We start from the raw sequence: 14,389 nt of genomic DNA, 5'->3' as shown, positions 1-14,389 counted from the left end.
GCCCCCTCGACCCCTTGAATCCTTTTTTTTACATATTGCGCCGGTATTGCCCGCCCACGCCATACAACGCGCCGGTGATCTGTCCCAGGCTGCAGCATTTCACGGTTTCCATCAGCTCGGCAAAGATGTTGTCGCCGGAAAGGGCCACCTTCTGGAGCCGGGCCAGGGCTTCGGGGGCCTGGTCCGCGTGGCGGGACTGGAACTCTTTCAGGCGGGTGAGCTGGGACTCCTTCTCTTCGGTGGTGGCCCGGGCCAGGTCGATGCACGAGGCGCCTTCAATCATGTCGGCGCCGTCGGCATGGGGATCCCGGAAGGTGTTGACGCCCACGATGGGATACGCGCCCGTATGCTTAAGCGTTTCGTAGTAGATGGACTCCTCCTGGATCTTGCTGCGCTGGTAGCCGGTTTCCATGGCGCCCAGGACGCCGCCGCGGGCGGTGATCTTGTCGTACTCCATGAGCACGGCCTCTTCGACCAGGTCGGTCAGGTCGTCGACGACGAAGCTGCCCTGGTAGGGGTTCTCGTTTTTGGCCAGCCCCCACTCCCGGTTGATGATCAGCTGGATGGCCAGGGCGCGCCGCACCGACTCTTCCGTGGGCGTGGTGATGGCTTCGTCGAAGGCGTTGGTGTGCAGGCTCTGGGCGTTGTCGTAGATGGCGCACAGGGCCTGCAGGGTGGTGCGGATGTCATTGAACTGGATGTCCTGGCTGTGCAGGCTGCGGCCCGAGGTCTGGATGTGGTATTTGAGCATCTGGCTGCGCACCGATGCCCCGTATTTCTCCCGCAGGGCGACGGACCAGATACGGCGGGCGACCCGGCCGATGACCGTGTATTCCGGATCCATGCCGTTGGAGAAGAAGAAGGAGAGGTTGGGCGCAAAGCTGTCCAGGGGCATGCCGCGGGACAGGTAGTACTCCAGGTAGGTGAATCCGTTGGCCAGGGTGAAGGCCAGCTGGCTGATGGGATTGGCCCCGGCCTCGGCGATGTGGTAGCCGGAAATGGAGACCGAGTAGAAGTTGCGTACATTTTTATCGATGAAGTATTCCTGGATGTCGCCCATCATTTTGAGGGCGAAATCGATGGAGAAGATGCAGGTGTTCTGACCCTGGTCTTCCTTGAGGATGTCGGCCTGCACGGTGCCGCGAACATTTTCCAGCACCATGGCCTTGATCCGGTTGTATTCCTCGGTCAGGGGCTGACGGCCCTTTTCCTCGATATATTTGTCCACCTGCTGGTCGATGGCCGTGTTGAGGAACATGGCCAGCATGATGGGCGCCGGCCCGTTGATGGTCATGGAGACCGAGGTGGTGGGGGCGCACAGGTCGAACCCGCCGTAGAGCACCTTCACGTCGTCCAGGGTGCAGACGCTCACCCCGGAATTGCCGACCTTGCCGTAGATGTCGGGCCGTCGGTCCGGATCGTAGCCGTAGAGGGTGACCGAGTCGAAGGCGGTGGACAGGCGCTTGGCGTCGCTGTTTGCCGACAGCATCTTGAACCGTCGGTTGGTGCGCGCCGGATCGCCTTCGCCGGCGAACATGCGTGTGGGATCCTCGCCCACGCGCTTCATGGGAAAGACGCCGGCCGTAAACGGGAAATAGCCGGGCAGGTTCTCCCTTCTCATCCATCGATAGATCTCTCCGGGATCCTTGAAACGGGGCAGGGAGATCTTGGGGATTTTCTGGTGGGAGAGGGACTCGGAATAGAGGGGGACGCGGATTTCCTTGCCGCGCACGGTGTATACCAGTTCGTCGCCGGAATAGGCGGCCCGGGTGGTCTCCCACTCCCTGACCAGCTTTTCGGTTTCGCCGTCCAGGGCCTCGCGCGCCTTGGCGATTTCACCTTTGAGCCGTTCCAGCAGGGCGGCGCTGTCCCCTTCCAGGCCCTCTTCGCCGACCGTCCTGGCAGCCTCTTCCAGGTGCCACACCCGCCGCATGGCGTCGGCCTGGCTTTCGGTTTCACGGTGGTAGTTTCTCACCGTTTCGGCGATTTCCGCCAGGTAACGGGTGCGCTCCGGCGGGATAATGATGGTCTTGGAGGTGGACTGCTTGGTGTCGGGCCGCGGCAGGCTGGATTCGAAGGCCACGTCGGTCTTGGCTTTGATCGCGTCCAGCAGGGCGTGGTAAAGGGCGGTGACGCCGTCATCGTTGAACTTGGATGCAATGGTACCGAACACCGGCATGTCCTCCGCCGGGCGATCGAAGACCATGCGGTTGCGCTGTACCTGCTTGCGCACGTCGCGCACCGCATCCTCGCCACCGCGTTTTTCGAACTTGTTGACCACGACGATATCGGCGAAGTCGAGCATGTCGATCTTCTCCAGCTGCGAGGCGGCGCCGAAATCGCTGGTCATGACGTACATGGAAAGGTCAACCAGGTCGATGATGTGCGAGTCCCCCTGGCCGATGCCGGCGGTTTCGGCGATGACCAGGTCGTAACCGGCTGCCTTGACCACATCCAGCACTTCACCCATGGCCTCGGGGATCTCCGTGTGGGAACGCCGGGTGGCGATGGAGCGCATATAGACCCGCGGGCTGTCGATGGCGTTCATGCGGATGCGGTCGCCCAGGAGGGCCCCGCCGGTTTTCCGCCGGGAGGGGTCGGCGCTGACGATGGCGATGCGGATGTCCTTCAGGTCATGGAGCATGCGCAGGATCAGTTCGTCGGTCAGGGAGGATTTGCCGGCGCCGCCGGTTCCCGTGATGCCGATCACCGGTACCTTGCGGTCCCCTATTTTTTCTTTGAGTTCCTGCCGGAATTTGGCCAGGTGGCCGTTCTCCCGGGCCTTGGCCTGTTCCAGGGTCGTGATCAGGTTGGCCACCAGCAACTTGTTGTCCGCAGCCAGGTCGGAAAGATCCATGGCGGTCTCGTCGGCGCGGGAGTAGTCCATCGACTGGACCATGTGGTTGATGATTCCCTGGAGCCCCAGGCTGGTGCCGTCTTCCGGTGAGTAGATTTTGGTCACCCCGTAGGCTTCCAGTTCCTTGATTTCTTCGGGGACGATGACGCCGCCGCCGCCGCCGAACACCTTGATGTGGTCCGCGCCGCTTTCCTTCAACAGATCGACCATGTACTTGAAGAATTCCAGGTGGCCGCCCTGATAGCTGGAAATGGCAATGCCCTGGGCATCTTCTTCGATGGCGGCGTCGACGATCTCCTTCACCGAGCGGTTGTGGCCCAGGTGGATTACCTCCACGCCGGTACTTTGCAGAATGCGCCTGAAGATATTGATGGAGGCGTCGTGGCCGTCGAAAAGGGATGTTGCCGTGACGACCCTTACATTGTTCTCGGGCCGGTAAACCTGGATGTCATCGTTCATGCGTCCTCCTGTGGCTGGTCCTGGTTGTCTCGCTCCGCCGAGCGGGTGACTTTCCCGTGTCCTGAGCAGGCCGATTGGTGCCTGTCGGACAGCACTGGAAAGATGCTGTGGTGGCGGCCGAAGGGTTCAGGTCGCAGCATCAACGAAATGCGGTTGCGGGTGACCCCGGAAGGCGCCGGTGAACGACGGGGAGGGGGCCTTCCGGGGATGGGTCGTTCTTATTTCAATTTGCCGATCAATGCACTGGCGATGGTGTTTTTCTGGATCTCCTTGGTGCCCTCGTAGATCTCGGTGATCTTGGCATCGCGGTAGAAGCGTTCCACCTCGTATTCGGTCATGTAGCCGTAGCCGCCCAGCAGCTGGATGGCTTCATCGGCCACTTCTACGGCGGTGCGGGCCGCATACATTTTGGCCATGGAGGTCAGCTTGGGATCGATACGGCCCTGGTCGAAATTCCAGGCAGCCTTGTAGGTCATCAGCCGGGCCAGCTCGATTTTGGTGGCCATGTCGGCAAGTTTGTGCTGCGTCACCTGGAACTGGGCGATTTTCTTGCCGAACTGTACACGCTGCTTGACATAGGCCAGTGCGCGGTCATAGGCCCCCTGGGCCGTTCCCAGCGCCTGGGCGGCCACCTGGATGCGGCTTTCATCGAAAAAATGCAGCACATGGTAAAACCCCTTGTTTTCCTCACCAACGAGATTGGCCAGGGGCACGCGGACATCTTTCAGGGTCACTTCGGCGGTCGCCATCATGCGGATACCCATCTTCTGGCCCACATCGGTGGTGGAGAGCCCTTCTCGGTCCGCTTCCACCAGGATGACGCTCTGGCCGCGGTAGCCGGGAGAGGCGTCCGGGTCGGTCTGGCAGAGCACGTTGTAGAACCCGGCCAGCCCGCCATTGGTGATGAAGGTCTTGCCGCCGTTGATGACCCATTCGTCGCCATCTTTGACGGCGGTGGTATTCATGAAGGTGATGTCCGAACCGTGGTCCGGCTCGGTAAAGGCGCCGGCGGAAAGCATTTCGCCTTCGGCAACGGCGGGCAGGTATTTCTCTTTCTGCTCATCGGATCCGTAGTGCATGATGATTTCCGATGCGAACGGGGCCAGGGCGATGGCGCTGCCGATCGTGGAGTCGCCGCGGCACAGTTCTTCGATGACCAGAATGTCTTCAATGGAACCGAGCCCCTGTCCGGAGTATTTCTCCGGAAAGTGAACCCCGAGCAGCCCCAGGTCACAGGCCTTTTTCCAGATTTTACGGGGAAATTCGTGTTTTTGCTCCATTTCGAAGGCCAATTCCTTGTCAAATTCTCCTTTTACGAAATCCCTGACTGCCTTTTGAATGTCCTTCTGGGTTTTGTTCAGCTCAAAATCCATTCCATTCCCTCCTGCGTTTATTAATAATGGTATCCGTCCATTCTGTATCCGACAATAAATAGGGTTCGAGGGTTCAAGGGGTCGAGTGATTCGAATTCACCCCATATCACGAAGTATCATTTTGATATCCCAAAATCGCTGTCACCCGTGAAGCCCGTTTTCGTTCTCCCTTGAATCCCTGACCCCTCGACCCCTTGAATCCTTATTTTAACAATGCATTCTCCCGGCACATGCCTAAAATGTTTCTGGTCTGGAATTCGATATACTCATCGATGCCGTAATGGTTGGCCAGAAACCAGCGCCGGAACGTCCACATGTGCCCCAGCACCGAGATGTTGTGGGCCACCAGGTCCAGTTGCCGCGGGGCGATGCGGGGCAGGTCCCCCGAGGCCATGAGCCGGGCCAGCACACCGGTGAATATGCCGGTGATGCGGATTTCGTTTTCCAGCACGACCCGCTGCCACTTGCCGGGCAGCGACTGGGTCTCCTGGTAGATCAGCAGAATGTGGTCGTTCATGCGGTGGCAGACCATGAAGTATTCACGGATGACTTCGGAAAGGGGGTTCCTCCCGTTTTTGGCGCGGTCGAGCGCCTCGGCCACCCCGTGCTCGATTTCGGCATGAATGGCGTCGCATACCAGGTAGAGCACATCCTCCTTGGTGGCGATGTATTCGTAGAGCGAACCGATGGAGATGCCTGCCTCCCGGGCGATCTGTCGGGTGGTGGTCTTGTGGAATCCGTTTTCGATGAACAGGTTCACCGCCGCGTCCACGATTTGGCGCCGACGCTGGGTCACCAATGCCTGGTTTTTGACCTGGGTGGGAATCCCCTTGGTTTCAGTTTTTTTCTGAACTTTGTTCAACATTTTGTAAAAACTACCAATTCCCCGTTTTTTTGTTAATAATCCGAGCGAACGCTCAGTCATATTTTTATGGTTTTAAGCCAGACCGGTCGGTCTTGTCAACACAAATGTTGACCCGGTCGTCTTCGACTCGAGAGGGGACATCAGGGGTGGATGCTCCGTTTGGACCATGCAGCTGGCAAATCACCCGGGTATAAAAATCCTTGACAAGGCCCATGTATATCCGCTAAACAATGCGTCACACATAGAGAGATGGCGTCACACATAGTGAGATACAATTTGCTGGGATCAACGTGCCAAATTGGGCCTCATTTCGGTTAAAGAGGAACGCAATGCCGTCAAAAGGTGAAAAATACTATTTTGTTTCTTCCCTGGCCAAAGGGTTGCGAATATTGGAGCAGCTCGCCTCCAAAGGCGAAATGTCGGTTTCTCAGGTTGCAGGGCACCTCGGAACCAGCAGGGCTGCCAGTCACCGGTTTTTATCGACGCTTCGCGATTTGGGCTATGTTGAAAAGACAGAGGATGGCGTCTTTCGCCTGACGTTCAAGGTCCTCGAATTGGGCATGAAGAAGCTCGATGGGTTCGAGATCCGCCGGATCGTCCATCCTTTCATGCAGGAAATTGCCCGGGCTTTCAGCGAAACGGTCAATCTGGGACATTGGGACGGAACCGCAATCGTTCATTTGGATAAAATCAACAGCACTGAGATTTTAAGAATGGACGTCGGTATGGGGGCAATGGCTCCAGCATACTGCACCGGGTTGGGCAAGGCGGTGTTGGCCTTTCTGCCTGATCGTGAACTCGAAGCCTATCTGGCGTCCGTGGATTGGGTGGCAATGTCTCCCCGTACAATTACCACCCCTGAGAACTTGAAATCCGACATCGTGCAGATCCGGCGACGCGGCTACGCCATCGACGATGAAGAACTGAGCCTCGGGCTTCGTTGTGTGGCCGTGCCGGTGTTTGATCATACGGGCAGGCCGACATATGCCCTGAGCGTTTCCGGTCCAACGCTGAGGATGACGGAAGAAAAAATCAACACGATCCAAAAAACGCTGTTACCGATGTGCCGCCAAATATCGCGCCAGATCGGTGCACCTGAGAAATAAAACCATGAAACCGGTTGGCTGCCAACCGAACCTTGAAGGAGGAATACACGCCATGAGTAAAAAAAAACTGACGCGTATTGATCTGCAGAAAATGAAACAGGATAGCCAAAAAGCAGTCTGGATTACGGCATATGACTACTGGACCGCCGCATTCGCCGATCAGGCCGGCATGGACATGATACTGGTGGGCGATTCACTGGGCATGTGCATATACGGATACAGCGGTACCGTCCCGGTAACCATGGACCAGTGCATCTGGCACAGTGAGGCGGTGCGGCGGGGTGCAGCGAATACGTTTATCATCGGAGATATGCCTTTTCTTTCCTATCAGGTCAGTGTGGAAGAGGCCGTTCGAAATGCGGGACGCTTTCACAAAGAAGCTGGCGTGGACGCGATCAAGTTGGAAGGCGGCCGACGTGTATGCCCCCAGATTCAGGCCATCGCCGATGGCGGTATGCTGGTCATGGGGCATATCGGACTCACTCCCCAGAGTTCGGGCCAGCAGGGGGGCTTCAAGGCTCAGGGCCGCACAGCGGCTGCGGCAAAAGACCTGATCGAAGACGCAATGGCGATCGAGGCCGCCGGTGCCTTTGCACTCCTGGTGGAAGCGGTGCCGCCTGAAGTCTGTGGCATTATCCGGGAACGGCTGAGCATCCCTGTATACAGCATCGGAGCCGGCTGGGAAGCGGATGGGCAGCTTATGATCTGCAGCGACGTGTTGGGTATATTCCAGGCATTTACGCCCAAGTTTGTAAAGAAATATGAGAACCTGGGAGAAAAAACCGTTAGCGCATTCCAGCAATATGCGCAGGAGGCACGAAACGGGTTATTCCCCAAAGAAGAACATGCCTACAAAATGGTGGAGAAAGAACTGCCCAAGCTTAAAAAACTGATCGGCCAATGATGTTCGCCCGTACTTCAGATAAGCTGCTATGAGCAGTAATTTTTTACATAAACGAAACTTTTCAGATATGGAGGTTTTTATGTCCGAGGTGTTGAAAACCATTCGTGACTTCATGGAGAAAGAGGGGATCCCAGGCCGGGACGGCTACGATCTGGTGGATTCGACCCAATCTTTTCCGGACGGAGGGCACTGGCGGATAGAAATTGCCGGTATCGAACGGGCCACCACAATGGAAGCGATGATCGACGAAGCCAAAAAACGAGATGTCACCGTTCACCGCGCCATTGCGACCGTAGGCGGCTCGACCTACTGCGACTTCGAGGAACTCAAGGCCATGGCCCGGATGGCTCACGACGAGAAGATCGAACTGGTTATGACTGTCGGCCATCGCAAGGGCTGGGACGCCGGCGCCAAGGAGATGTCCACGCCGGAGGGCACCATGCAGGGCTTTCGGCTCAGGGGGTCAGATAACATCTCTTATCACATCGCCGACATCATGCGCAACATCGAGGCGGGGCACCGTGGATTTCTGGTCTATGACGAAGGGGTGCTGTTTATCCTCAACAAGATGCGCGCAGAAGGGGTGATCCCGGCTGAAACCATCTTCAAATTTTCCGTATTCGGCGGATACTGTAGCGCGGCAGGTGCCAAAGTGGTGGAATCCATGGGCGTCAATTCCCTCAACCCGCTTTCCGATGTCTCCCTGCCGATCCTGTCCTCCATTCGAAAGACCGTGGATATCCCACTGGACGTTTATGTAATTATCGTCGACGCATTCGGCGGCATGTACCGGGCCTACGAGGCGCCTGAAATTGCCCGTGTCGCCGCACCGGTCTACTTCAAGATCGAGCCGGGCACCAGCGAAGGTGACATATACAAACCCTGGGCGTTCGAATCATTCCATCAGGATCTGGTGCGTGAGAAGGTCAAAGTCGCCCAGGTGATCCAGGAACTGATGAACCGCCATGCCCCGAATTTAAAGGTTTCGAAAAAAGGACCGGCCGACCTGGTCCTGCCGGTGGTTGTTTAATTGTCGATAATCTTGTGAGAATTCAGGTCCAAGCATTGAAGGTGTAAACCGATCAGGACCGTTCACCTGTCGGTCTTCAGACGGAATACCTGAATTTTTATTAAAAAATACTCCGGAATCGGACTATGGGATCGGTTAGCACTCAATTGTAATTTTTAAGGTGAGCAATATGAATAATGTCTTTCAGGTAGCGATTAACACCCTCAACCAGGCCGGTACCATTGGTGGTATCAACGCGCGGGTGATGGAAATTCTCCAGGCACCGAAGCGGATTCAACAATTTCGAATTCCTTTGAAGCTCGATAGCGGCGCCTTCAAGGTTTTTCCCGCCTATCGGGTCCACTATTGCGATGCTCTGGGGCCATGCCGCAATGGAACGCGCATACGCCCCAACCTGACCCTGGACGAGATCAAGGCCCTGGGCCTGTTTATGACCATCAAACACTGCGCGGCGGCCATTCCCGCAGGCGGAGCCAAAGGCGGTATCCAAGCCGACCCTGCTGAACTGACCGAAAACGACATGGAGCGGCTGGTGCGCGCCTTTGTGCGCTCACTTTCTCCAAAGGGGCCCTGGGCCGACGTTCCCGGCGCCGACATCGGGACGGGTGAGCAGGCCATGGCCTGGATGCTCGACGAATACGAGCAGATTACCGGAAACCACTGCCCGGCGGCAATCAATGACAAACCGGCCATCCTGGGGGGGTCCGTCGGCGGCGAAGAGGCCACCGGTCGCGGTGTCTTCATTACCTTGAAAGCGGCAGCCGAGGATCTTGGCATGGTGGTCTCCAGGAGTTCCGCGGTGGTTCAGGGTTTCGGACAGGTTGGATCGGCCCTGGCCGGACTGCTCAATAAGGAAGGGGCCAGAATTGTGGCCGTGAGCGATGTGTTCGGCGGCATCTACAATACTGAAGGCATCGACATCGCATCACTTACAGCATACGTGGCCGAAACCGGTAAAGTGGTTGACTTTCCGGGTACCAGGCCGGTTTCTAATGCCGAAATTTTCGGCGTTGACTGCGATATTATCGTGCCGGCCGCGGTACAGAGTGTCATCCACAAAGATAATGCCGCGCATGTCAAGGCGAAATTGATTGTGGAAGGCGCCAACGGCCCGGTGACGACCGAAGCGGACGAGATTCTTGCCGGAAAAGGAGTGACCATTGTGCCGGATGTGGTGGCCAACAGCGGCGGCGCCACCGTTTGTCACTTCGAGCGGACCCAGGGCCTTTCCGACCAGTACTGGGACCTTAAGACCGTCAATGCCATGCTGGAAAAACGGATTCTGGCGGCCTACCGCGATGCGGCTGAAACGGCTCGGGCCCATGAAGGTGCCACGCTGCGGATCGGAACCTGGATCAGTGCGCTGAAAAAAATTGAAAAGGCCATGAAATTAAGAGGGTGGGTGTAATCCAACCGTTGATCGTGTGGAGGAACAATGACTCTGTTTGACGAAAGCGAATATCTCGAACGCCTTGGCAAGACCAAGACCCGAATGGCAGATGCCGGAATCGACGTGCTGGTCGCCTCGGATCCGGCCAACATGAACTACCTCACCGGATATGACGGGTGGTCGTTTTATGTGCCACAATGTGTCGTGGTCAGCCTGGATGCGGACACCCCGCTGTGGATCGGTAGGGGAATGGACGTGGCCGGGGCCCGTCATACCACATTTTTACCTGAAGCCGACATTATCGGATACCCGGATCACTATGTGCAGACACTGGCACGGCACCCTATGAATTTCGTGGGGGACATGATCGCCGAACGGGGTTGGGGGGCAAAGACCGTCGGTGTGGAAATGGATGCCTACTACTTCTCGGCGCGCGCCTATGCCGAACTGCAAAAGCACCTGCCCAACGCGCGCTTTGCCAATGCCGACCTGCTGGTCAACTGGGTTCGTCTGATCAAATCGGACGCCGAAATTGTCATTATGCGGCAAGCCGGCCAAATCGCCAACCGGGTGATGACCACGGCCATTGATCGGCTCGAACCAGGTGTGCGCGAGTGTGATGCCGTGGCTGCCGTATACCAGGCCCAGATGTCGGGAACCGAGGCATTCGGCGGAGATTATCCCGCCATCGTGCCCATGATGCCCACCGGAGAGAAGACCTCGGCACCTCATCTGACCTGGACCGATGCCCCATACGAAAACGAACAGATGGTCAACCTGGAGCTGGCGGCCTGCCGGCATCGCTACCATTGCCCCATCGCGCGTACGGCCTATCTGGGCAAAAACCCCCCTGCCAAGCTGGTCGAACTGGCCGCTCACACTGTTGAGGGCCTCGATCTGACCCTGGCGGCGATCAAGCCGGGCATGCGCGCCGAAGCGGTGGAACAGGTTTGGCGAAAGCACATGGCCAAGGTCGGGTTGGAGAAGGAGTCGCGCATTGGCTACGCCATGGGCCTCAACTACCCGCCGGACTGGGGCGAGCACACCGCCAGCCTGCGGCCAGGCGATCAGACGGTCCTTGAACCCAACATGACCTTTCACATGATTCTGGGCATGTGGATGGACGACTATGGATTTGAGTGCAGTGAATCGTTCCGCGTCAGCGGAGACGGTTGTGAGACCTTTGCCGATGTCCCCCGAAAACTGTTCGTCAAAGCATGAAGCGACGTCGGCATCCTGCCACAGATCCTGATGGACGAAGAGGGTGATTCGATGATCTATCAGGCCACAAAAGGACAGGCGAGCAGCGGAGAGGCCATCGGCATCCTCCTTCTGGACACCTCGGTTCCATTCATCCCGGGGGATGTGGCCAACGCCACCACCTATAACTATCCCGTACGCTTTTGCAAAGTCGAGGGCTTTTCGGTGGCGCGGGCCATCGGCAAGGACCCGGCGGTCTACGATGCACTGAAGACGGCGGCCCAGGACCTCGTTGACCAGGGCGTAAGGGCCGTGACCGGAGACTGCGGGTTTATGGCCCTGCACCAGAAACGCCTGGCCAGTGAACTGGCGGTGCCGGTATTTCTGTCGAGCCTGCTTCAGATTCCTTTTATGCTGTCCATTCTGAATGAGGGCTGCAAGGTTGGCGTCCTGACCGCCGACGGCCGCAGCCTGGACGAGACACTGCTGGCTGCCGTGGGCGTCACCGACGTCGATCGACTGGTCATCGAAGGCTTGGAAGATCAGCCGAATTTTTACCGGTTTGCCATCCAGGAGACGGGGACGCTCGATACCGAGAAGGTAGAGGCCGAAGTGGTGGCGGCCGGCCGCCGTCTCATTTCCCAACATGACGCGGTACAGGCGCTGCTGTTGGAATGCAGCCTCCTGCCGCCATACGCCGCGGCCTTGCAAGCAACTGTTCAAATGCCGGTATTCGATTACATTTCCATGATCGATTATGTTTTTTCGACGGTAGTGAAACGCCCGTATACGGGATTTTTGTGAAGCAGATGAAGGATTAAGAAAAAAAGCAGGTGAGAGACGCGTATGCAATTATCCGAACAGATCGAACAATACCGTGATGAAGTGATCGCCTTGCGGCGGGATTTTCATCGGTACCCCGAATTGGGTTTCGAAGAACACCGTACCGCAAAAGTGGTTGAAGCCTATTTAAAGGCCCTGGGCCTGGCCACCCGGCGCATGTCGAAAACAGGGGTCGTCGCCCTTCTTGAAGGATCCCGTCCGGGTCCGGTGCTGATGCTTCGGGCGGATATGGACGCCTTACCGATAACCGAAGCGAATGATGTTGACTACCAATCGCAACACCCGGGGGTGATGCACGCCTGCGGTCACGACGCCCATATGGCGATGCTGCTGATTGCGGCCAAGGTGTTGTCTAAACACAGAGACACCCTCGCGGGAACGATCAAGTTCGTTTTCCAGCCGAATGAAGAAATCGCCGGCGCACTGCACATGATCGGAGAAGGGGTCCTTGAAGACCCAACCGTCGATGCCGTGATGGGCATTCATGTCTGGACACCGGTGGCATCCGGCAAGATCGGCATCAGCGCCGGCCCGGTCATGGGCGGACTGGATGTGTTCAAAATGGCTGTTTTCGGAAAAGGCGGCCATACCGGCGTTCCTGAGGATGCCGTGGACCCCGTGATTGCCGCTGCCAACCTGATACAGACCGTGCAGACGATCCAGACCCGCGAGATCAGCAACCTGAAGTCGACCGTCATCATGTTCGGAAAAATTTCCGGTGGCACCAAAAGCAATATTATTCCGGACAAGGTCGAACTGGAAGGTTCTATCCGTTTTCTATACAAAGGCGGCCCCGACAGCGAAGAACAGCCTACCGAAAGGTTCCGGCGGGTGGCCGAGCAGGTCTGTCGCACCCATCGATGTACCTGTGATATCGAAATCATCCATGAGAATATCCCGCTGATCAACGATCCCTCCCTGGCCGCGTTAGCCCGCCGGACTGCCCGGGATGTATTCGAAAACAAAGATGCCATTATCGATCACGTCACCATCGCAAGTGAGGATTTCTCGGAATTCAGTGAGCGTGTGCCCGGCGTTTTCATGTTCCTCGGTGCAGGAAGTGAGAAGAAAGGCACGTTCGTTTCCCATCATAATCCACGATTCGACATCGATGAAGATGTGCTTTTAAACGGGGTCGCCATGCATGTCCGCGGTGCCCTGAATTTTTTTACCATGTCAAAGGATCAAAAAGGAGGTGATCGGAGGACCATACCCAAGGCCTGAAATGGAATTTCAACAGCTTACGGCTCGCCCCGACGAGCGTTAGATGAAAGGAATCTGACTATGAAAAAAAGCATTGTGCTGTTAACCGCCCTTTTTGTTCTCATTCTCTTTGGGACCGCCATGGCCGCCAGTTACACCGGTCCGGCAATCAAAGCCAAACTGGCCTCGGAAGAGATTGAAGGTGACTTCATGACCGTCTGGGCCAGGAATTTTGCTGACCACATGAAAACATGGTCCGGCGGTAAAATCGACATTGAGGTATACCCGTACGGCACACTGGGAAATACCGGCGACATCAACGAATTGGCCCAGATGGGCGTCGTGCAGTTCGTCTTTTCCGATCATGCATGGATCAGTTCTTTTGTGCCGCAAGCTCAGGCGTTGGCGCTGAATTATATCTTCCCCACCGAAAAGGTTCCCGAGGTTCTCGGCTGGATGGCACAAAACGGCGAGTTCCTGCCACTGCTGGAAAAAGCCTTCCGCCAGAACGATCTTGTGCCGCTGTCAATCATGTTCGAAGGCTGGCAGTGGGTGACTTCCAAGAAAGAGATCCGATCGCTGGGAGACATGGACGGCCTGAAGCTTCGGCTGATGTCATCCAAACTGCTCGTGGAAGACTACAAGGCCTATGGGGCCAGCCCGACCCCCATGAGCTACGGCGAAGTATACAGCGGCCTGCAGATGGGCCTGATCGATGCCCAGGTGAACCCGTTGTTTGCCATTTTCAGCATGAAATTCTACGAGGTTCAGACACATTTAACCCAATTAAAAAGCGAGCCTTTCATTGGCATCCCCACCGTCAACCAGCAGTTCTTCGACGGATTGACCAAAGAAGCACAAGATGAAATGCGCAGGTATTGGATCGACGCCATCGTCCCTGCCGGTAAATGGATTACCGAGCGCAACGCGTCGGACATGGAGAAGATGAAGGCGGCCAAACCGTCACTGAAATTTCACGTTCTCGATGACGCAACCATTGCCACCTTCAAAGCCAAGGCTGAAACGGTCTACCCGCAATATCCTCAACTTGGGGGCGAAGGCGCCCAAGCGGTGCTGGATGCCCTGCTCAAAGACATCAAGAACGCAAAAAAAGCCCTCAGCATTAACTAACGAAGCAAATTTGTCCTGCCGCGGCCGG

Annotated in this window: 11 protein-coding genes; 8 read left to right on the top strand and 3 right to left on the bottom strand. The window is 56.8% G+C overall.

The window, feature by feature from the left end:
- Positions 1 to 28: 28 nt before the first annotated feature.
- The 3 genes from icmF to DSCA_RS16535 form a co-directional block, all read right to left on the bottom strand.
- Positions 29 to 3,316 carry a fused isobutyryl-CoA mutase/GTPase IcmF gene (icmF, locus tag DSCA_RS16545; RefSeq protein WP_155317475.1) on the bottom strand — a complete coding sequence of 1,096 codons (3,288 nt, stop codon included), beginning with the start codon at positions 3,314 to 3,316 and terminating at the stop codon, positions 29 to 31.
- Positions 3,317 to 3,534: 218 nt separating this feature from the next.
- Entirely contained in the window at positions 3,535 to 4,689 is a 1,155-nt protein-coding gene (locus tag DSCA_RS16540) for an acyl-CoA dehydrogenase family protein (protein ID WP_155317474.1), read from the bottom strand.
- Between the two features lie 202 nt (positions 4,690 to 4,891).
- Positions 4,892 to 5,554 (bottom strand): TetR/AcrR family transcriptional regulator, encoded by a 663-nt coding sequence (locus DSCA_RS16535; protein ID WP_155317473.1) that lies wholly within the window; start codon positions 5,552 to 5,554, stop codon positions 4,892 to 4,894.
- Positions 5,555 to 5,883: 329 nt separating this feature from the next.
- Between DSCA_RS16535 and DSCA_RS16530 the strand changes: the two genes are divergently transcribed.
- The 8 genes from DSCA_RS16530 (at position 5,884) to dctP (ending at position 14,361) form a co-directional block, all read left to right on the top strand.
- Positions 5,884 to 6,660: an IclR family transcriptional regulator gene (locus DSCA_RS16530; protein ID WP_155317472.1), complete on the top strand. Its 777-nt coding sequence runs from the start codon at positions 5,884 to 5,886 to the stop codon at positions 6,658 to 6,660.
- A 52-nt stretch (positions 6,661 to 6,712) separates the two neighbouring features.
- On the top strand, positions 6,713 to 7,564 hold the full coding sequence (gene panB / locus DSCA_RS16525) for a 3-methyl-2-oxobutanoate hydroxymethyltransferase (RefSeq protein ID WP_155317471.1): 852 nt from the start codon (positions 6,713 to 6,715) through the stop codon (positions 7,562 to 7,564).
- A 79-nt stretch (positions 7,565 to 7,643) separates the two neighbouring features.
- Positions 7,644 to 8,594, top strand: a complete 951-nt coding sequence (locus DSCA_RS16520) for a hypothetical protein (RefSeq protein ID WP_155317470.1) — start codon at positions 7,644 to 7,646, stop codon at positions 8,592 to 8,594.
- 169 nt (positions 8,595 to 8,763) lie between these two features.
- Entirely contained in the window at positions 8,764 to 10,002 is a 1,239-nt protein-coding gene (locus tag DSCA_RS16515; protein ID WP_155317469.1) for a Glu/Leu/Phe/Val family dehydrogenase, read from the top strand.
- Positions 10,003 to 10,029: 27 nt separating this feature from the next.
- Positions 10,030 to 11,205, top strand: a complete 1,176-nt coding sequence (locus DSCA_RS16510) for a M24 family metallopeptidase (RefSeq protein ID WP_155317468.1) — start codon at positions 10,030 to 10,032, stop codon at positions 11,203 to 11,205.
- A gap of 51 nt (positions 11,206 to 11,256) precedes the next feature.
- Entirely contained in the window at positions 11,257 to 11,988 is a 732-nt protein-coding gene (locus tag DSCA_RS16505) for an aspartate/glutamate racemase family protein (protein WP_155317467.1), read from the top strand.
- 42 nt (positions 11,989 to 12,030) lie between these two features.
- Positions 12,031 to 13,251, top strand: coding sequence for a M20 metallopeptidase family protein (locus tag DSCA_RS16500; RefSeq protein ID WP_155317466.1), 1,221 nt, complete (start codon positions 12,031 to 12,033; stop codon positions 13,249 to 13,251).
- A gap of 60 nt (positions 13,252 to 13,311) precedes the next feature.
- Complete coding sequence (gene dctP / locus DSCA_RS16495) at positions 13,312 to 14,361, top strand: TRAP transporter substrate-binding protein DctP (protein WP_155317465.1); 1,050 nt, start codon at positions 13,312 to 13,314, stop codon at positions 14,359 to 14,361.
- The last annotated feature ends 28 nt before the right edge of the window (positions 14,362 to 14,389 follow it).

It is taken from the genome of Desulfosarcina alkanivorans (genome assembly GCF_009688945.1).
In the GTDB taxonomy this organism is placed as follows: Bacteria; Desulfobacterota; Desulfobacteria; order Desulfobacterales; family Desulfosarcinaceae; genus Desulfosarcina; species Desulfosarcina alkanivorans.
Note: the sequence above shows the minus strand (reverse complement) of the source record. Positions and strands in the feature narration are given on the sequence as shown.

Coding starts and splice junctions, on each gene's coding strand:
- DSCA_RS16535 (WP_155317473.1), bottom strand. CDS start 5,554: ATGTTGAACAAAGTTCAGAAAAAAACTGAAACCAAGGGGATTCCCACC.
- dctP (WP_155317465.1), top strand. CDS start 13,312: ATGAAAAAAAGCATTGTGCTGTTAACCGCCCTTTTTGTTCTCATTCTC.
- panB (WP_155317471.1), top strand. CDS start 6,713: ATGAGTAAAAAAAAACTGACGCGTATTGATCTGCAGAAAATGAAACAG.
- DSCA_RS16515 (WP_155317469.1), top strand. CDS start 8,764: ATGAATAATGTCTTTCAGGTAGCGATTAACACCCTCAACCAGGCCGGT.
- DSCA_RS16510 (WP_155317468.1), top strand. CDS start 10,030: ATGACTCTGTTTGACGAAAGCGAATATCTCGAACGCCTTGGCAAGACC.
- DSCA_RS16500 (WP_155317466.1), top strand. CDS start 12,031: ATGCAATTATCCGAACAGATCGAACAATACCGTGATGAAGTGATCGCC.
- DSCA_RS16505 (WP_155317467.1), top strand. CDS start 11,257: ATGATCTATCAGGCCACAAAAGGACAGGCGAGCAGCGGAGAGGCCATC.
- DSCA_RS16540 (WP_155317474.1), bottom strand. CDS start 4,689: ATGGATTTTGAGCTGAACAAAACCCAGAAGGACATTCAAAAGGCAGTC.
- icmF (WP_155317475.1), bottom strand. CDS start 3,316: ATGAACGATGACATCCAGGTTTACCGGCCCGAGAACAATGTAAGGGTC.
- DSCA_RS16530 (WP_155317472.1), top strand. CDS start 5,884: ATGCCGTCAAAAGGTGAAAAATACTATTTTGTTTCTTCCCTGGCCAAA.
- DSCA_RS16520 (WP_155317470.1), top strand. CDS start 7,644: ATGTCCGAGGTGTTGAAAACCATTCGTGACTTCATGGAGAAAGAGGGG.